The organism is Alkalihalobacterium chitinilyticum (assembly GCF_029028005.1).
GTDB classification, from domain to species: Bacteria; Bacillota; Bacilli; order Bacillales; family Bacillaceae_F; genus Alkalihalobacterium; species Alkalihalobacterium chitinilyticum.
In genome coordinates, this window is record NZ_JAOTPO010000003.1 from 349,175 (window position 1) to 368,413 (window position 19,239).

The 19,239-nt window shown below is 37.6% G+C and carries 18 protein-coding genes; 2 read left to right on the forward strand and 16 right to left on the reverse strand.

All coding sequences use genetic code 11. From position 1 onward, the window contains the following. Window positions 1-4: 4 nt before the first annotated feature. The 10 genes from N7Z68_RS06665 to N7Z68_RS06710 all read right to left on the reverse strand — a co-directional run bounded on the left by N7Z68_RS06665 (window position 5) and on the right by N7Z68_RS06710 (window position 12,358). Window positions 5-1,363 carry a UDP-N-acetylmuramoyl-tripeptide--D-alanyl-D-alanine ligase gene (locus N7Z68_RS06665; RefSeq protein WP_275117681.1) on the reverse strand — a complete coding sequence of 453 codons (1,359 nt, stop codon included), beginning with the start codon at window positions 1,361-1,363 and terminating at the stop codon, window positions 5-7. Then, on the reverse strand, window positions 1,360-2,829 hold the full coding sequence (locus N7Z68_RS06670; RefSeq protein WP_275117682.1) for a UDP-N-acetylmuramoyl-L-alanyl-D-glutamate--2,6-diaminopimelate ligase: 1,470 nt from the start codon (window positions 2,827-2,829) through the stop codon (window positions 1,360-1,362). The genes N7Z68_RS06665 and N7Z68_RS06670 overlap by 4 nt, the downstream gene beginning before the upstream one ends. Before the next feature lie 213 nt (window positions 2,830-3,042). After that, window positions 3,043-4,977: a stage V sporulation protein D gene (locus N7Z68_RS06675; protein ID WP_275117683.1), complete on the reverse strand. Its 1,935-nt coding sequence runs from the start codon at window positions 4,975-4,977 to the stop codon at window positions 3,043-3,045. A gap of 107 nt (window positions 4,978-5,084) precedes the next feature. Continuing rightward, entirely contained in the window at window positions 5,085-7,265 is a 2,181-nt protein-coding gene (locus tag N7Z68_RS06680; RefSeq protein ID WP_275117684.1) for a penicillin-binding protein, read from the reverse strand. A gap of 120 nt (window positions 7,266-7,385) precedes the next feature. Further along, on the reverse strand, window positions 7,386-7,757 hold the full coding sequence (ftsL, locus tag N7Z68_RS06685; RefSeq protein ID WP_275117685.1) for a cell division protein FtsL: 372 nt from the start codon (window positions 7,755-7,757) through the stop codon (window positions 7,386-7,388). Between the two features lie 13 nt (window positions 7,758-7,770). Beyond that, window positions 7,771-8,703 carry a 16S rRNA (cytosine(1402)-N(4))-methyltransferase RsmH gene (gene rsmH / locus N7Z68_RS06690; protein WP_275117686.1) on the reverse strand — a complete coding sequence of 311 codons (933 nt, stop codon included), beginning with the start codon at window positions 8,701-8,703 and terminating at the stop codon, window positions 7,771-7,773. A gap of 39 nt (window positions 8,704-8,742) precedes the next feature. Then, entirely contained in the window at window positions 8,743-9,174 is a 432-nt protein-coding gene (gene mraZ, locus N7Z68_RS06695) for a division/cell wall cluster transcriptional repressor MraZ (protein ID WP_075385736.1), read from the reverse strand. A 184-nt stretch (window positions 9,175-9,358) separates the two neighbouring features. Next, window positions 9,359-10,981 carry a bacillithiol biosynthesis cysteine-adding enzyme BshC gene (bshC, locus tag N7Z68_RS06700; protein WP_275117687.1) on the reverse strand — a complete coding sequence of 541 codons (1,623 nt, stop codon included), beginning with the start codon at window positions 10,979-10,981 and terminating at the stop codon, window positions 9,359-9,361. Window positions 10,982-11,070: 89 nt separating this feature from the next. Beyond that, complete coding sequence (locus tag N7Z68_RS06705) at window positions 11,071-11,454, reverse strand: DUF3397 domain-containing protein (RefSeq protein ID WP_275117688.1); 384 nt, start codon at window positions 11,452-11,454, stop codon at window positions 11,071-11,073. After that, window positions 11,447-12,358: a 2-dehydropantoate 2-reductase gene (locus N7Z68_RS06710; protein WP_275117689.1), complete on the reverse strand. Its 912-nt coding sequence runs from the start codon at window positions 12,356-12,358 to the stop codon at window positions 11,447-11,449. The genes N7Z68_RS06705 and N7Z68_RS06710 overlap by 8 nt, the downstream gene beginning before the upstream one ends. Before the next feature lie 242 nt (window positions 12,359-12,600). On the opposite strand from N7Z68_RS06710, the gene N7Z68_RS06715 reads away from it, so the two are divergent. Beyond that, window positions 12,601-13,086, forward strand: coding sequence for an N-acetyltransferase (locus tag N7Z68_RS06715; RefSeq protein ID WP_275117690.1), 486 nt, complete (start codon window positions 12,601-12,603; stop codon window positions 13,084-13,086). A gap of 43 nt (window positions 13,087-13,129) precedes the next feature. On the opposite strand, the gene N7Z68_RS06720 is transcribed toward N7Z68_RS06715, so the two are convergent. From N7Z68_RS06720 to N7Z68_RS06735, 4 genes are all read right to left on the reverse strand, one after another. Then, window positions 13,130-13,756 carry an RsfA family transcriptional regulator gene (locus N7Z68_RS06720; RefSeq protein WP_275117691.1) on the reverse strand — a complete coding sequence of 209 codons (627 nt, stop codon included), beginning with the start codon at window positions 13,754-13,756 and terminating at the stop codon, window positions 13,130-13,132. A gap of 169 nt (window positions 13,757-13,925) precedes the next feature. After that, window positions 13,926-14,684, reverse strand: coding sequence for an enoyl-CoA hydratase/isomerase family protein (locus tag N7Z68_RS06725; RefSeq protein WP_275117692.1), 759 nt, complete (start codon window positions 14,682-14,684; stop codon window positions 13,926-13,928). A gap of 274 nt (window positions 14,685-14,958) precedes the next feature. Further along, entirely contained in the window at window positions 14,959-15,132 is a 174-nt protein-coding gene (gene rpmF / locus N7Z68_RS06730) for a 50S ribosomal protein L32 (RefSeq protein ID WP_075385538.1), read from the reverse strand. 118 nt (window positions 15,133-15,250) lie between these two features. Next, complete coding sequence (locus N7Z68_RS06735; protein ID WP_275117694.1) at window positions 15,251-15,772, reverse strand: YceD family protein; 522 nt, start codon at window positions 15,770-15,772, stop codon at window positions 15,251-15,253. A 247-nt stretch (window positions 15,773-16,019) separates the two neighbouring features. Between N7Z68_RS06735 and N7Z68_RS06740 the strand changes: the two genes are divergently transcribed. Beyond that, window positions 16,020-17,261 carry a nucleotidyltransferase gene (locus N7Z68_RS06740; RefSeq protein WP_275117695.1) on the forward strand — a complete coding sequence of 414 codons (1,242 nt, stop codon included), beginning with the start codon at window positions 16,020-16,022 and terminating at the stop codon, window positions 17,259-17,261. 76 nt (window positions 17,262-17,337) lie between these two features. On the opposite strand, the gene N7Z68_RS06745 is transcribed toward N7Z68_RS06740, so the two are convergent. Both N7Z68_RS06745 and N7Z68_RS06750 read right to left on the reverse strand, forming a co-directional pair. Next, complete coding sequence (locus N7Z68_RS06745; protein ID WP_275117696.1) at window positions 17,338-18,396, reverse strand: SepM family pheromone-processing serine protease; 1,059 nt, start codon at window positions 18,394-18,396, stop codon at window positions 17,338-17,340. Next, window positions 18,386-19,183 (reverse strand): patatin-like phospholipase family protein, encoded by a 798-nt coding sequence (locus tag N7Z68_RS06750; protein ID WP_275117697.1) that lies wholly within the window; start codon window positions 19,181-19,183, stop codon window positions 18,386-18,388. Before N7Z68_RS06750 ends, N7Z68_RS06745 begins: the two co-directional genes overlap by 11 nt. Window positions 19,184-19,239 lie beyond the last annotated feature (56 nt).

Below are 19,239 nucleotides of genomic sequence, written 5' to 3' on the forward strand. Positions count from 1 at the left end.
TCTATTACATTAAATGTTTAGTAATCGTTTCTAATTGGAGTCCCCTAGATGCTTTTATCAATACAACTGTTTCGCTGTCTAAAAGTCTTACGGTGCTGGCGATAAGATCTTCTTTATATAAAAAGCTTTGTACTATAAGCCTATGGTCATTTTTCTCATTAAATGCGTCAAGAATCCATTGTCCTTTTTCCCCTACAGTGAATAGGTGTGTAATAGGCTCTTCAATAACAGCTGCAACTGAACGATGAAGTTCTTCTTCATCTGGTCCAAGTTCGTACATATCCCCAAGAATTAATACCTTTTTCGAATAGCCAGGTAATTCTTTTACTGCCTCTATCGCAGCTTTCATAGAAGTTGGACTTGCATTATATGCATCATTAATGATAGTGGACCCATTTAAACCTGTTATTCGTTCAAGTCTCATCCCTGTTAAGTTTACTTGTTTTAGCCCGGTCTGTATACTTTTTTCCGATAATCCAAGCTCGCGCCCAACCATGATGGCATAGGCTGCATTTTTTATGTTATGACGACCAAGCAGTGGCAGTTCATAAATCGTTTCTTCGCCTTTAAGAGAAAATCTAAAACCGTAATCACTAGTAGAGACATTTAAAATTTTGGAGTCACACGTGTCAGTAAAACCACATGTAATTACATTATTATGATAAAAAGGCTTAAGTAATGGTTCGTCACCATCAATAAACACTTTACCACTTTCCTGTAAACCTTCTACAATCTCCATTTTCGCTTGGGCAATACCTTCCCGACTGCCAAGCTGTTCAATATGTGATTCTCCGATGTTTGTAACGACAGCATAATGGGGCTCACCGATCAAACTTAGTACCTCAATTTCACCAAACCCGCTCATCCCCATCTCTAAAATGAGCAACTCACAATCGCTTTCCATCCCAAGTATTGTTAAAGGCAATCCGATATGGTTGTTATAGTTACCTTGCGTTTTGTAGGTCTTATATGAAGTTGACAAGACAGAATCTAAAATATCTTTTGTCGTTGTCTTACCGTTGCTGCCTGTTACACCAACTACTATCGGGTTGATGTGGTTTAGATATCTTTTGGATAATTGTTGGAGCCCTTGGATGGTTTCTTTTACGTAAAATAGTTGAAAGCCTTCAGGTAAACTTTCCGGAACTGCTTTATTTTTTTGCCATAGAGAAGCTGTTGCTCCTTTTTCAATCGCTGTATGGATAAAACCATGTCCGTCAAAGCGTTCTCCCACAATCGGAATGAACAATCCATCAACCATTGGTTGGCGACTATCGGTATGAACACCAGAAAACGAAAGATTAACGTTCTGCCGTCGTACCCCTTCTGATATTTCTTCAACTAGCTTCCCAGATAATTTCATTGCATTCTCTCCTCAATGATACCTCTTGCTACTTGTCTGTCATCAAAATCAATGACTTCTTTACCTATTACCTGATACGTTTCATGTCCTTTTCCGGCAATAAGTACAACATCATCAGCTTCTGCAAGAGAAATCGCGTGTTCGATGGCTTCTTTACGATCGATGATGGAAACAAAATTATCACTTTCAATTCCTGCTTCCATATCTTTTAAAATCATCTCAGGCTGTTCGCTTCTCGGATTATCAGCCGTAAAAATAGCTTTGTTAGCATATTTGACAGCAATTTGCGCCATAATAGGGCGCTTCGTACGATCCCGATCACCACCACATCCTATGACGCAATAGATCTTACCTTTAGCTAACTCTTTAATGGTAGTAAGTACATTTTCTAAACTGTCAGCCGTATGGGCGTAATCTACGATAACTGTGAACTGTTGACCTGCTTCTACTGTTTCAAATCTACCTGAAACACCTTCTACACTTTCTAAACTTTGTTTAATATCATTTAAGTCGATCCCATGAGCTAAACAAGCGGCAGCAGCAGCTAAAGCATTATACACACTAAATTTCCCGATCAACTTTAACTCAATTTCCGTCTCACCGGCCATAGTAGATAATGTAAATGATGTTCCGCCGGCTGTCATCTTAATGTTTTTCGCTCTCACATCGCTCGTTTCATTAATTCCATATGTTACAACTTGGGCTGCTGTCATCTTCTTATATTCTACTGATGCTTCATCATCATCATTTAAAATTGCTATTTTTTTACTCGTTTGATCATATGTATTTCCTAGTTGTGAAAAAAGCAGACCTTTAGCATATTTATAAGCTTCCATCGTTTGATGATAGTCCAAATGGTCTGGCGTTAAATTCGTGAAGACAGCAATATTAAAGTCGCACCCTCTTACTCTCCCTAAGTGAAGTGCGTGAGAAGATACTTCCATAATGGCTGTATTTACTTGTTGGTCAACCATTTGCTTAAACGTCTTCTGTAACGTAAGCGATTCAGGGGTTGTATTTTTCGTCTCATACGTCTGATCACCTATTTTTGTATACATCGTACCGATTAAGCCTGTTCGTTCCCCTGCATCATTTAATACTTTTTCAATTAAATGAGTAACTGTAGTTTTGCCATTTGTTCCGGTAATCCCAATCAATGATAACTTTTTCGTCGGATGTTCATAAAAATAATTAGAAAGTATAGCCATAGCTCTTTTTGTGTCATTAACTAATATAACAGGAACCGAAGCATTCACCGTTCTTTCTGCTACTATTGCAGTTGCCCCGTTACTGATCGCTTGATTAATAAATTCATGACCATCAACCGTATAACCTTTTATACAAATAAACAAACTACCTTCTTGCACTTCCCTTGAATCCATCTCAATAGACGAAATCACCGGATTGGTTTGATCATTTAAAATGTTAACATATTGTAATTTTTGAACCAGTTCATCTAATTTCATAGTCAATACCCTCTCTATTACTTGCATTTAATATCTATCGTAGGAAAAAGATATACTCTTTAATCATAAATCCTATTTTTTATTAATAATTTCTCTTTCAAGTGTATGTTGAAAAAATCTGAAGAAGTCCCCTTTTCCTACAATGTATTCCTATAACACAATGAATCCCTCCGAAATATGTACCGGAGGGAATTAAAGTGTTACAGAACTATTTTAGTCTGTTGTGTCTGATTTGTCACCCATATAAAGTCTTATCGTTGAACCTGCTTTTACTTTCACACCAGGTTCTGGTGCTTGGGCTAACACTTTGGACCCACTTCCAGAAGCGTCAATTTTCAGATCATAGTAAGCTTGATTAATCTCCCTTATAGAAAGGCCAACTAGATCTGGAGTTTCTATAATAGGTTCATCATTCCAAGCTTTTTCTTTTTCAATCTGGTCTGTTCGTTTGTCAACTCCCATGGCGGCTAGACTGTCACCAATAATCTTTCCAACAATCGGTGCTGCAACGACCCCACCGAATTGAACGGTCCCCTTTGGATTATCAATGGCTACATAGACAACAATTTCTGGGTTATCCGCTGGTGCCATTCCGATAAATGAAACAATGTGATTATTTTCTAAATAGCGACCGTCTTTTGCTTTTTGTGCGGTACCCGTTTTTCCTCCAACTCGATACCCATCTACATATGCGCCTTTACCAGTTCCAAGTGCAACTACACTCTCTAAAGCATGGCGAATTTCTTTAGATGTATCTTCCGAAATAACTCTTCTTTTTAATATTGGAGCTTGAGAACTTACCACTTGTCCTGTTACCGGGTCAATCCATTCTTTCGCGATAAAAGGTTGATACAAATATCCGCCATTGATGGCTGCAGAAACCGCCGCTACTTGTTGAATTGGCGTAACAGAAACCCCTTGACCAAAGGCAGTAGTTGCTAATTCTAATGGGCCGACTCTATCTCGATTAAAAAGGATCCCTTTTCCTTCACCTTGCAAGTCGATTCCTGTTTTTTGACCAAATCCAAACTTTTCAATGTAGTCAAACAAACGATCTTTCCCCAACCGTTCACCTAAAACAACAAATCCCGGGTTACATGAGTTTTGTACGACTTCTAAGAACGTCTGGTGTCCATGTCCACCTTTTTTCCAGCAACGTAACCGGTGTCCAGACACTTCAATAAACCCTGGATCATTAAATGTCTCTTTGTGTAAATCAACTTCGCCTTCCTCTAAAGCCGCTGCGATCGTTATAATCTTAAAAGTAGAACCCGGCTCATATTGCATCCAAACCGGCTTGTTTTGGTTGTAGATTTCTGGTGGAACTTCACGAAAATTTTCAGGATTATAATGTGGTCGACTCGACATCCCTAAAATTTCACCTGTATTTGGGTCCATTGCAATGGCAATAGCACCATCTGGGTTATAGGTAGCTTCTGCTATATCTAACTCTCGTTCAATGATCGTTTGAACCTTGCTGTCAATGGTAAGCATTAAATTTAGACCATCAACTGGAGGCGTGTACTCATCTGCTAAATCTGGCAATCTCTTACCTTTAGCATCTGAGAAGAAAGATACATGTCCTTTTTTTCCACTCAAATGTTCGTCATATGTTAACTCCAGTCCTGTTAACCCTTGATTGTCAATTCCAGCGAAACCTAATACATGTGCTAAAAACTTTCCGTTAGGGTAATGTCTTTTACTATCTTCAGCGACATAAACCCCTGGCAAATCTAGTGCTCGTACTTCATTTGCTTTTTCTTTTGATATTTTTCTTCCTTCTGGATTAATCCTAACAGATGATGCACTTTTCGTAATGAGTTCATACGCTTTCTTTCTATCCATATTTAAAACGTTTGCTAATTTCTCAGCTGTCTCAGCAGGTTGCTTTACCTGACGAGGAACTACTAATATTGACGGTGCACTAACATTAGTAGCGAGAATTTCTTGATTTCGATCTAAAATTTCTCCACGCTTTGCTTCAAACGGTATATCACGACTCCAAGAATCTTCTGCTCTGTCAGTTAACCAGTCCCCCATACCAAATTGTACATAGCCGAGACGGATCGCAATGATCGAAAAAATAATTAAACCACATATTAATACAAATACTAAACGTTTTCGTACGGTTACATTGGACACTCGCACTACTTGTACCCCCAATTTCCAACCTAGATTTCACATATAGCAAGGCTTGTCATCCTTGTTTTACTTATATGCGGAATACTAGATAATTAGAACAAAGAGAGAGGCACTTATTGTTCTTCATTAATCTCTCCATCTTCGAGGTCTGCTTCATCCGAATAACTTTCATAATTAGGTAATTCTAGTTCAACAGTAATATGTTCTTCTGTTCTAACAGGACTTCCTGCGCTAACACTTTGGGTTGTTACAAATCCGGTTCCAAATATATTTATATTGAGATCGAGTGCTTTTGATAGTTTCATGACATCACGGAACGACCAACCTTCAATGTTTGGCATCGCATAAGTTTCACTGTTTGTAACGAGAACAACCTTTTCATTTTCAATCACATAACGCCCAGCTTCGGGCTGCTGTCCTTCGACCTTATTCCCATCACCTAGAACAATAACTTGTAATGCTTCACTTTCTAACTCACTCTTAACAGTCTCTACAGCTTTTCCTTTATAAGCTTTCAATTCAAGCCCTATTTCTTCGCTTTCTACTTTATCTTGAAAACCTGGATTTATATTTAAATATTGTAAACTATGTTTCATTACCGTATTAAAAATTTGTGATACTGGTGCAGAACCAGCTTCTGTTTCTTTTAATTTCGGGCGGTCTACAGCTACGTATACGATGACACGAGGATCATCTTTAGGCGCCATTCCTAAAAATGAGAAAATATTTTTTCCGTGTCCACGTAAGTACCCTGGTCCATCTGGATTAGGTACTTGAGCAGTTCCCGTTTTACCGATCACATCAAAACCTTCGATATAATAAGGGGTTCCTGTTCCAGCCGAAGAGGTAACAACGGTCTCTAGTATATCGATGACTTCCTTTGCAGTAGCCTCCGAAATCGGTTGTCCTGCTTCAGTTGGCTCATTCTTTTCTACAACTTTGCCTGTTTCTGGATCAACAATTCGATCAATCACATACGGCTTCATCATCTTTCCTTTATTGGCAATTGCTGTTGCCGCCTGGACTTGTTGAATTGGCGTGACCGCTGTCGCTTGTCCAAAAGCAGTGGAAATAGCATTAGACGCATTTTTTGCAGCAATTAAACTCGTAGCTTCATTAGGCAGGTCGATACCTGTAACTTTCGTAAATCCGAATTTATCAAGGTAATCATAGACTCTATCTGTTCCTAGCTTTTCATTAGCTATCTTTGAGAAAGCTACATTGGAAGATCGTTGCATACCCTCATTGTAAGAAATCTGTCCCCAGCCTCTGCCTTGATTATGATCCGAAACAACCCTCTTGCCTATGCGATATGTCCCAGATTGAAACTGTTCATTACCATTATAAACACCTTCTTCAATAGCAGCTGCTAACGTAAAAATCTTCATCGTAGATCCAGGCTCAAATCGAGACGAAACTCCGAAATTAATAAAGTTCTTAATATCTTCATATTGATTTGGATTGAAACTAGGTCGGTTGCTCATTGCTAATATTTGACCGGTTTTCGGATCAGCAACGATAGCTATCAATCTTTCAGGATCGTAATCCTCTTCAACTTTTGTCATCACTTGTTCTAAAGCTGTTTGAATATTAGAGTCCAGGGTTAAATACACATTCTGACCATTCTTAGGTGCTTCAACTGTTTCCTTTGGATCTGGAAGCCTAATTCCTTTTCGGTCCCTTTGATAGACGACTGAACCGTGTTCGGCACGAAGAATTTCATCAAGACTAAGTTCGAGACCCATTCTCGACTTTTCCATATCCCTTTCTGTATACCCAATGACATGAGAAGCATACGTTTGCTTCGGATAATAACGGCGAGGTTCTTCTCTAAATTCAATTCCTGGCAGATCGTATTCTTTAATAGCCTTCATTTTTTCATGACTCATGTTTTTAGCCCCAGCACCCAATTCCACTTGGAACCGGTCGCTAGAAAGCAATCGTTCAAGATTTTCAATAGACATATTAATATAAGGGGATAAAATTTCAGCTGTCTTTCTCGGGTCTTTAACAAAATGATTTTGTCCCTTGTCTAAAACTGCAAACATCGTATACGATTTTATTTCTTGAGCCAACGGGCTGCCTTCTCGGTCTAAGATCGCTCCACGGTGACCTTCTATAACATTTTTGGTTGTCCACCTTTGTTCGGCCATTTGCTTTAAATCATGTCCGCTTACTTCTTTTGTCGTTTGGATCATAATTATTCTTCCGGTGAGTATTACGAAACAAATAAGAAAAATTGCCATAATAAAAACGGCTCTCTTATTCGTAACAGGTCTTTTCTGAACTTCCATTATAATCACATCCTATTCCTGCGGGCGTTAGCATCCGATCAGTTGTGAAGAATTTTTTCTTGAGTTTAAGGCAGTAGGACATTCGTTTCTACTTAAAAAGAAAACTAGCTCACATCGGAACTAGTTTTGTATCACTTTCACCTTATTGTCGTCTAAAGACATACCAAGTTTTTCCGTTGCAATGTGTAGGATTCTATCAGGTGCACTTAATTCAATTACTTGTAACTGAAGTCCCTCATTAACTTGAGTCTGTTGTTGAATATCACGTTGTAAATTATGAATATCCCTATTCACAGAGTAAACCGAACCGTAATTCGCAATAATGAAGGTAACTGCTACAGATAACGCCACAACAGCTAATAAAGCTATCCCCTTTTCTCCTCTTGTAAAGGAAAACTTTTTTGGTTTTGGGGCCTTTGTTTGCTTTGGCTGTTGACCTTGAGTTTCTTTTGGTTGCTGCTGTTGCTGATATTGACGAGCCAAATTACTCATATTAAAACCTCCTTCAATTTTTTTCTGCTATTCTAAGCTTTGCTGAACGTGCTCGGTTATTCATTTCAAGTTCATTTGTGCTTGCAACGATTGGCTTTTTCGTAATTAACGTAAGTTTCGGTTCGTACCCTGGAGGAATCATCGGCATTCCTGGAGGCAGTTCTGGACCTCTGCTTTCCTTTTTAAACAAATCTTTGCAAATTCGATCTTCAAGTGAATGGAACGTAATGACACAAATCCTTCCTTTAGTTGCAGTAATATCAATTGAGTCAGCCAGGGCTTGTTCAAATGCTCCTAATTCATCATTTACTGCAATACGTATCGCTTGAAAGGTACGTTTTGCCGGATGCCCTCCTGTCCTTCTAGCTGGAGCAGGAATGGCAGACTTTATAATTTCAACTAGTTCCCCTGTTGTTTCAATTCGCTTTTTTTCTCTTGCTGCTTCAATCTTTCTAGCAATTTGCTTTGCAAATTTTTCTTCACCGTATCTTGAAATAATGGAAACCAGTTTTCCAAACTCCCAATCATTGACAACTTCAGCGGCACTTAAAGGTGCGGTTTGATCCATTCTCATATCTAGAGGTGCATCTTGGTGGTAACTAAACCCACGGTCTGCTTCATCTAATTGAGGTGAAGATACTCCTAAGTCGAAGAGGATACCATCCACTTCTTCTATCCCTCTTGCCTGTAGTTCTTCTTTCATAAATCGAAAATTACTTTTAATTAAAGTGAATTTCCCTTCGTAACGGCTTAATTTTTCTCTTGCGTTGGCAATAGCAATATCATCTTGATCAAAAGCATAAAGGTGCCCTTCTAAACCAAGTCGAGAAATGATTAATTCGCTATGTCCCGCACCACCGAGAGTGCAATCAACATAAATTCCATCTTCTTTAATATTCAGTCCTTCGACTGACTCTTCTCTTAAAACCGTAATATGATTAAACATTAGCTTTCACCTCTTATAGGCTTTTCTTAGTTGCATTGGTTAAAGGTCAAAATCAACGATGTTCTCTGCAATCTCACTAAATGATTCTTCCGACTCCATAAAATAGTCTTCCCAGATTGCTTTACTCCAAATTTCCACCCGGTTTGATACCCCGATAATCACACATTCCTTTTCAATATGTGCATATTCCCTAAGGGGTGAGGCAATATTTACTCTACCCTGTTTATCAAGCTCACATTCAGTTGCACCGGAAAAGAAAAATCGAGTAAAGGCTCTGGCATCTTTTTTTGTAAATGGGAGAGATTTCAATTTGCCTTCTAAGATTTTCCACTCGCCCTGAGGATAGACGAATAACGACCGGTCAAGTCCACGGGTTACAACAAAAGAGTCACCAAGTTCTTCACGAAACTTAGCAGGAATAATGAGTCTTCCCTTTTCATCGACATTGTGCCGATACTCCCCCATGAACATAGTCGTTTCACCATCCCCCACTTTATACCTCTAAGTTACCACATCCCCCCACTTTATACCACTAGATTTTCTAATTCTCTCCACAAAAAAAAAATCCTGCTATAATGCAGGATTTTTTTAAAAAAATTTTAGTTAATATACCTGTACTTAATTTGTATCTTGCTCTTTTTTTCGCGAAAAAAAATTATAATTCAATAATTTTGTGTTGGCCATTTATGTTTAAGTCTTGTTCTTTGACATCGTCTATAAACTCGTGACCATATTGATTAATTATTTGGAAGATATTATAAATGCGCTCCTGCGGCTTGTGATTAGGCAATACGATTTGCCCAACTTCATCATATTTCATTAATTCATACTTATATTTTTCTTTTTGTTGCCGTTCTAATTTTTGATGAAGAAATTCTACTTGATCTAAAAGAATGCTAAGGTTTTTAGTTGCAAGTTTATGTGATGTTTCATCTAGTTGTTCGGCAATTTGACGAAGCGGGGCGTGAATGCTTTCAATATCGTCTTTGACTTGTTTTGCCGTTGACTCAATATCCCACTTTTTTTGCTGAATATACCATTCGTCTCTTATATCTGCTAAAGATTTAGAAAGTGCATCCTCTAAGGTTATTCCTTTGCCCTTCAACCAGTCACTGTACTTCTGTTCTAAAACGGTTAGAGAAAACCTCGGAACGATAGGCGGCATTTTCATCCCTACTGACTCAAATGCTGTTTTCAGCGTCGACCAATAGGCAATTTCACCCGGACCGCCAACAAAGGCAAGTACAGGCAATAAATACTCTTGCATTAAAGGTCGGGTTACTACATTATTGCTTAGACACTCAGGAGACCTTTCAGCGATCGATAGTAAGTCTTGTTTTGAGTACTTCTTATCATTTGCAAGAAAAAGTTCTTCATGAACACGATCAATTCTTTGTCTTTGACCGTCTTCTAAAATAAAAAGGTTAGTGTTGTCTTCATTTCGTTCAATTGGTGTTCCATAGTCAAATTGGGCAACTTTCTCCGCCTGTGACAGGAACGCCCTATGTATCGATTCATTTTCTTCAATTAGTAAAGAGAACATTGGAGATTCTATCATACGAATTTGCGGTTCAGCAGAATCAAGTAATACGAGACCTTCCTCTTTAAAAATCCATGCTATTAATTGACTAAAAAAATGAGAGTAATCGGTTGATTTTTTTAATAACACCGTTACTGTTTCAAGAAGCTCTTTTGTGTAATTCGTTTCCTCCATTGATGAGAATACATCTTCTATCCATTTTTGTGTTTTTTCATAATCAAGCGATCTTTCTGAAAGCGGGAGTTTATTATCTTCTGTCTTATCGTATAATTGATGTTTTGTTAATTTTTCGTTTTTTTGCAGGAATAAATGGTTAACCTCAAGAAAATCATGATCTTCACCAGCTACCCAAAAAACAGGAATGACAGGAACGCCTAACCTCTTCTCTTGTTGCTTTGATAACGTGATGGCTGTTAGTGCTTTATAAATCGTATATAAAGGACCCGTCAATAAACCTGGCTGCTGTCCCGTAACGACCACCACACTGTTCGGATCTCGAAGACGCTCTATTTGTAATAATGCCTTTTCATTGTGAACAAGACGTTCGTTATACATTTTTAAAGCGTGAACTAAACTGTCTCTGTTATACGTTCGATTTTTTAAATATTCATATCGACTTCCATAAGCAGATTGGTTTTTATATTCATATTCAAAAAACGAAAGGAACTGAGGATCGTCTTCTAGATATGCTTTAGCTGCTTTTGTTGTTGGTGAAAGTTGAATTTCTTTCACATTCATATGTAACGCCCTTTCATAAAAAACTTATACTCGAACGATTTGATTATAGCAAAATGATAAACGTACACAAAATAAAATGCTTAGAATCCCTAAGTACCAAAAATCCGCGTTATTAATCCAAAGGTACTCAATAAAAGATACGCTAAAAAAAATAAGATAAAATTAAACCGCCATATCCCTCTAAATAACCGGACAAAGTGCACATCTTTCGCCACTTTCCAATGAATAATCGTAAAACAAATGGCTACGACAAAAAAAACAATTAGAATAACCCATAAAAATGACTGCTTCCAAATTTCATAACTAATAAAATATACGGCTAGGATAAAAAACACTAAAGAAATATCTGCTGCAAGACGAATCGAATAACTTTTTTTCTTCGTAACTTTTACAGTAATAATATAAACTAAGTACCACCCTAAAATCGGAAGCGTTACAACTGTAGCTAAAAACCAAGCGAAAGCACTACTCAATCTTCTCCCTCTCTTCCTGTTCAAGTCCTTTAATGCTTTCAAATAAAAATTTCGTTATTGGCATTTCAAACCCTTGCTCTTTCCCTTTTCGCAACGTATAACCTAAAATAGCTTCAATTTCTGTTTGATTTCCACTTTCAATATCACGCAACATCGATGACCTGTTCTTACCCGTTTTCTCACAAACTAATAAAACTTCTGCCCACAAACCTTCTTGCCCAGCAAGGTTGAGACTCTTGACCGTCTCCTCATACACACTACGCATTAAGTTCAAGAAGTACAAATTAGAGACTAATCGACCATTCGGCACTCTAAAAATGGTAGTCAAAGGGTTGATGCATGAGTTCACGACTAACTTTCTTTCCATAATAGCTAACCAATCATTTAGCACGACAACAGGAAACTCTTCACTATTCAGCGACTTCCACAAGTGACTCCATACACCTGTTCCTTGAACAGCGCCAATTTTAATCGTCCCTGCACCGGTGTGACGAACTTCCGTATCAGAAAGCCTCATAGCCCCGTGTTCAACGATCCCAATAAACAACGTTTCAATCGGGAGTTTCTTAATTAGGGAAAGGTGCCCCATGCCGTTTTGCATGAACACCATTGTTCTCGGTATTGAAGATTTGCATTCCATTTGTTCACATATAGCCTTAATATGAAATTGTTTTACAGTTACAAATACGATATCATCACTTAAATCACAAAGCTCATCCATTACCTTTGCGTGAACAGTGAATACTTCAGTTTGATTATTTTTATAAAGAGTAATCCCATCCTCATTCAGATGCGCTGCTTGTCGTTTACTACGTGTATATACATTTACATTAAATTGACTTTTTCTTAAATAGGCGGCTAAAAGAAGTCCAATTGAGCCCCCGCCAATTACTCCAATATTCACACACCATCACTCCGCAAAGTTTCTCTTAAAATAAATAATATCACAATTATTTTGAAAGACGAATTGTCAATTCAATTTTTTCCTACAATTATGAATTATTATCGAAAAATTATTACTTTTTTAATTCTAGTAGAATTTTTAGTTTTTTAACGATGTCCTATTCTTTTTGTAGTAAAATAGAGTAGGATGATGATTATTTTCTTTCACTTAAAATTACTACTATCAATTAGGGAGGTCATCTTATGGAGAAGCCGGAAGTTAAGCGCTTACTTATTAATTATAAAACATTAGAGGAATTCCAAAACTTTAGAGAATATGGAGCCCCTGAACTCTCAATGAAGGAAGACCTTCAAGCGAATATCATCGAGAATGACAGCGAGTCACCTTTTTACGGGATTTATTACGGAAATAAATTGATTGCAAGAATGAGCCTTTATCGAGTGAAAGGTAAGTTTGACCAATACTTTGAACCGCCACAAGACTATTTAGAGCTATTTAAACTTGAGGTACTAGAGAAATACCAAAATAAAGGATATGGAAAAGCTTTAGTAGATTTCGCAAAAAGCTTTAACCTACCAGTCAAAACGAACGCAAGACAGAGATCAGATGAATTCTGGAAGAAGATGGGCTTTGAATCTGTTAACTACTTACCTATGCGGGACCGTGGTGAAAACCCTTACGTTTGGTATTCAGAAGGAGTAAAAGAACAAATAGTAACAGAGGATTAACCGTTAAAAAAGTCGACTCAACGTGAGTCGACTTTTTTAACGGTTAATTTGTTTTTTCTTCAGGCAGGACGGCCATCTTTCTTGCCCGATCCATTATATTGATTAACGTTCTATAATCTTCATTAATAGTTTCTTTTTCCTTTTTAATGACTTTTATTTCTTTTTTTAGTTTTTCATTCGACTCTTTTAACTTTCCGTTTTCTCTTTTTAATTTCTCGTTTTCATCTTCCAGTTGATTACTTTGTCCTAATTTGCTAGCGTAAGTTTGTAAATAGTCAATGACGTCTTCGAGCGTCATATCAGACACCGGAGCTCTTTGCTCTTTTGAAGCTGGAGCTTCAGGTTCTTCTTCCACAACCGAATTCACAACAGGAATTGCAGCTATTTCTTCACTAGCTTCAACTTCATAGTTTGCTTGATCTTGATCGTCACTTTGCGTTAGTTTTCCTTTTTTACGTTGTTTCTTCGCTAATGTTATGGCTGCATCATATTTTTTTCGAATAGCTGAGTTCCAACGAAATCCACACGCCGCCGATGTTCGTTGCAGCCTCTCACCGACTTCTTCAAACGCTGCTAGTTGTGTACTGCCTTCTCGTATATGACGTAAAACCACTTCAGCTAATATCAAATCTTCATCATTCGTCCATGCGTCTTGCCGAATAATAGACATGTTGTTATCCCTCCTAAAACATCTTTTGTCTATACTTATGCATCTACTAGATAAGATAGACTTTTATGTTCTATTAAAGGATTATGTCCTCGATTTAATTAAAGTATTCACAAGAGCGAATAAAGAGTTTTCTAGTTAGCTGAAAACGCATTCTTAGTTAGAAATGTGATTACTTGGATAAAAACCGTTCCACAGCAGCATGGTGTTCATCTGACTCCCACAATGTCGAACACTCATCAATTTCGTTTAAGAACCTATTTTTTACACTCGCTTTATCAAAACGATCTGTCCATCGCTTTTTATATGCTTTCAACACAGGTGTTGATTGTTTTAAAAACGGAGCTAACCATTCCTTACAGCCAGAGTCAAAATGATCCGTTTCTATAATCTGTTGAATGAAATTAAGATTAGCTGCTTCATGCGCATTCAATCGTTCAGCTGTCAGAAGCATTCGCAGTGCGTTTGCATGATCGATTCGCTCAAATAACATCGTGGAAGCACCCCAACCTGTCGTAATACCAAGCGTTCCTTGAACAAACCCTACTTTAGCATGTGGTGCAGCGAGCCTGAAATCACAGGCAGTCGCTAATTCACACCCTCCGCCAACTGCTGTGCCATTAATCGCTGCAACGGTTGGTTTGGGAAAGAAAAAAAGTCGAAATAATATTTCACCCATTTTTGAAAGCATTTCCTCTGCCTGCTTTTTCGTATGTAATAGATGAAAGATGGAAAGATCTCCACCAGAACAAAAGGCTTGATCTCCTTTTCCCCTTATGACAACCATTTTATCTTGTTCATTCGCTTCAATTTCATCTAATTTTTCTGTTAATAAATTCATTACGTCATAATCAACCGCATTCCTTTTTTCCTCTCGGTTAATAATTAACCACGCAATTCCGTCTTCACGAACCAATTGTACCTTTTCCAACTTTATTGCCCCCTTCATTTTTAATCTATTTCGACATTTTTCTTATATCTCCTTCAAGTAAAAAAAGTTAGATGCAAGACATATATCCTATTATCACCCATAATAATCTTACCATCAATCAAACTACTTTTTTAATCCACTCATTATGTTGAGTTGTTATTTTTAAGAGTAAGAAAACACCTACAATTACGACGACGATAAGCATCAGCACGTAAAACAAAAAAAATAAGCAAAAGGCTACTCCCTTTTGCTTATTGTTTATGAAACTCATTTATTATTTGTTTAAAACGTCTTGTCCTTTGTATGATCCACACTCTTTACAAACACGGTGTGCAATTTTTAACTCTCCACACTCAGGGCACTTTACCATACCTGGTACTGCTAATTTGTAGTGAGTACGACGTTTTCTTTTGCGAGTTTTTGAAGTTCTTCTAAAAGGTACTGCCATCATTCCCACCTCCTTAAAGGGCTGTCAATGTTACTTAAAATTTTACATTTATGATATTTATGCGGTTAGTCAATGCTAACCAGAACAATAAAGGCCGAAAAAGCCGATGCTCCCAATATTACTGTTCGTCGAAGAATTTAGCTAAATCTGCAAGGCGAGGATCAATACGCTCTTTCTTATTTTCTTCCGTAATTAAATCCCAATCTTGACCAGATTGAAGGCCTTTTTCATCAGCTTCTTTGCTGATAAGCTGCAAGGGTATTTCTAGAAGGATATGTTCCATTATGTATGGAACGAGATCAATTGTTTCTCCTTCAACAGTGTGAACATCATCTTCCTCATCTTCACTTATCCATGCATGGTCATCTAAACTAAACACTTCTTTCACTTGAAGGTGAAAGGGAAACTCCACATCTATTAACGATCTAGAACAAGGTAATGTCATTTCTCCCTTTATTTCAAGCGGAAACGAAATCAAATTCTTAGAAAATATCCCTTCACCGATCACTCGAACCGGGCTGATATCCCGTATCTGCGGGTCGAGCTTTTTGATATCACTAAGATCCACCGTCTCGTCAAACGTTAATCCCCTACTTTTTAAACCATTTAGTTGTTGAATTGTCCACTTCAAAAAAATCACCTCAAGGCAACAAGAGTAATTATAGCTGTGTAATTATTATTTGTCAACTTATTTTCTTTACACTATTTTCAAGTGTTTACTTTATCATTTTTCCCAATAGAATTGCAAGTTCTTTTATAAATGCTATACTTTTTATTAGTAAATTTTACTATACTATTATGTATTTTTATTGCTACATTCGTCTATGACTGAAAAACAAAGCTTACCTTCATTTTTTCGTTGGTATTTTATGCTTGGAGGAGAGAATATGAAAGCAGTCGGAGTGGTCGTTGAATATAACCCTTTTCATAATGGACATTTATTTCACTTAGAGGAGTCAAGACGTGTTACAGAAGGTGATGTTGTAATCGCTGTAATGAGTGGAAACTTTTTACAACGAGGAGAGCCGGCAATTGTGTCAAAATGGCAAAGGACGAAAATGGCATTAGCTTCTGGTGTTGATATTGTTTTAGAACTTCCATATGCTTACTCTACCCAAAAAGCAGAAATTTTTGCATTCGGTTCCATTTCCATATTACAGGCAATTGGTGTAGAGGAAGTTTGTTTCGGCAGTGAGGCTGGTAACATTGATCTTTTTCATGAGCTTTATGAGTTTATTAATAAAAATAAACAACATTTTAATGAACAAATTCAGTTTTATATGAGTCAAGGGAACAGTTATCCTAAAGCAACTTCCTTAGCTTTTTCTTCAATGAAAGGGAAACAACAACAACTCTTAGACTTGTCACAACCTAATAATATACTAGGCTATCATTACGTAGAGGCAATCCATCTTTTAGGAAACAAAATGAAAGGCAAGACCATACAGCGAAAATCAGCACAATATCATGATGAAAGTTTTGCTTCTGAAACGATTGCCAGTGCTACAAGTATTAGAAAAGCGATTTTTAACAAGTCTGCCAATCAAAAAGGAACAATCCATCAAGTCATGCCTAAAAGCACATTAGATTTATTAACTTACTATGAAACATCTAATCATACACTCCATGATTGGGAGCTTTATTTTCCAATGCTTAAGTATCAAATTCTTTCATCAACAGAAGCTGAGCTCGCTGAGATTTATGAAGGTGAAGAAGGCTTAGAATTTCGCTTAAAACGCTTTATTAATACTGCTAATAGCTTTGCTGAGTTTATGCATTCGATTAAAACAAAGCGTTACACTTGGAACCGGTTGCAACGCTACTGCTTACATATTTTAACGAATACGAAAAAAGCAGACATGCAATGGGCCAATGCAAAAAACTCACCACCATACCTTCGCCTGCTCGGTATGAGCGCTAAAGGACAAGCATATTTAAACCAGAGAAAGAAGTTAGTTGACATCCCATTGATTACAAAAGTAAATTCTTTTCATCATCCAATTTTAGAACTAGATAAAAAAGTTGCTAATATATATGCGCTCGCTTTACCGAATCGTTTACAAAACGACCGCCTGAGAGAAGAATACACTCAGTCCCCTATTCGGTTCACTGAAGAGCTAAAAAAATAAGACATTGAAAGTAAGTCAATGTCTTATTTTTTGATGACATGATTTGGTTTTTAACACTTGAACCGACACTAGCACATTAGCTTTCTTTTTCTTCTTTAGGTCCGAGACTTTCTAAATATTCAACAGCTTCTGCTAGTGTATTAACTCCGATCACTTTGGTTGATGTTCCTAGGTCCTGTGCCGTTGCGCTTGCTTCTTCATAATTCGAACCCTCTCTACCACCTTCTTTAGGAACAAAAAATATATCCGAGCCTGCATTATGAGCAGCTACTACTTTTTGTTTAGCACCACCTATACGTCCTACATTTCCTTGTTCATCAATTGTTCCAGTACCAGAGATATGATACCCTTTCGTTAAATCTTCTGAAGTTAATTGATTAAGAACTTCTAATGCAAACATAAAGCCGGCAGAAGGGCCGCCGATATTTTGAACATCGATTGTTACCTCAGGGGTGAATGAGATCGATCGGTCTGTAACTGGATACATAATACCAATTCCAACTCTCCCTTCCCCGCCTTCTATATCCTCTGGAAATGGTGATAAGGGAACTGCAATTTCTACTTCCTCACCGTCTCTAAGCACCGTTAATACTGCTTCCTCACTTAAATCTTTGCCAGCTAATCTTTTATTTAACTCATTGACCGTCTTTACCCTGTACCCATCTACTGCTAAAATCCGGTCTTCATGGGTCAAATACTCTTCTGCAGACATTCCTTCGATGAATGAAGTAACCATAATACCGTTATACGAAATATTGACTTCCTTCCCTGCATATTCATAGGCTGCAATCTTTGCAGCATCCTGCGAAGAAGTCATCATCATTTGTTGTCGGTGAAGGTAATCTTCTTCTGTTTCTTCTGGGCGTTTTATTTGATCCTCAGGATAAATATCTCGATAATCACTTAGCTGAGCCCATGCATAAAAATAAACATTTGTTTGTCCCATTAACACTGTTGTTAGCATAAAGGACCCTTGTTCCTCCTTGTATCCACCTTCTACTTCTACAAATGGAGCCAGCTCTTTAGCATCTCCTGGTTGAGAATAGTAAAAAGGCAATTTATAAAAGTGCAACACAATTAATATAGCTCCAATAATCCAAGCTTTACTTATTTTTTTCTTTTTTTCAATGACCATCCAATTGTTTCTCCTTCCACCTGTCAATTTGTTCATGGATTAAATCGAGTTGCTTTTTAGCTTCTTCCTCCCCAAGCCGGATATATTCTTCTACATTAGTAAAAGCAATAGAACTTGCTTGCTTTACCATTGGACGGATCATAACATCCGTATCAATCTCTCGGAGACGTACCATTTCACGCTCCATAATATCCATCGTTTGTAATATCACATCGTAGATTGAAGAAATTGGCGGATCCACTTGAAAATACGAAATATCAACAGCAATCGTAATATCCGCTCCCATTTCTTTAACGACAGATACAGGTACCCGATCAATCACACCACCATCAACAAGCAGACGTCCATCCTTTTTTTCAGGAACAAAGATACCGGGTATTGAAATACTTGCCCTAATAGCAGGAGCTGCAGGACCATCTTTAAATACAACTCGTTCTCCTTTTAATAAATCTGTTGCTACAACCCAGACTGGCGGAGACAGCTCTTCTAGGTTTTTGCCTTTAGCTAAAATATGAATGAGTTCTTTTACCTTTTTGCCTGCAACAAACCCCATCTTTGGTACTGTGAAATCTAAATAATACTTTCGTCGAAATAGTTTAGCAAATTTTTCAAGCGTTTCTGGTGATTGTCCTGCACCATATAAGACACCGGCTAGGGACCCGATACTGCTCCCCGCAATAAAATCAATTGGAATATTCGCTTCTTCTAGTACTTTTAATACACCAATATGAGCAAACCCTCTTGCTCCGCCAGATCCTAAAGCTAATCCAATTTTAGGTCGATCCAAAAATATCCACTCCTATCTTACAGGTTACAACTCCTGTTTTCAATCATATGGTCTAA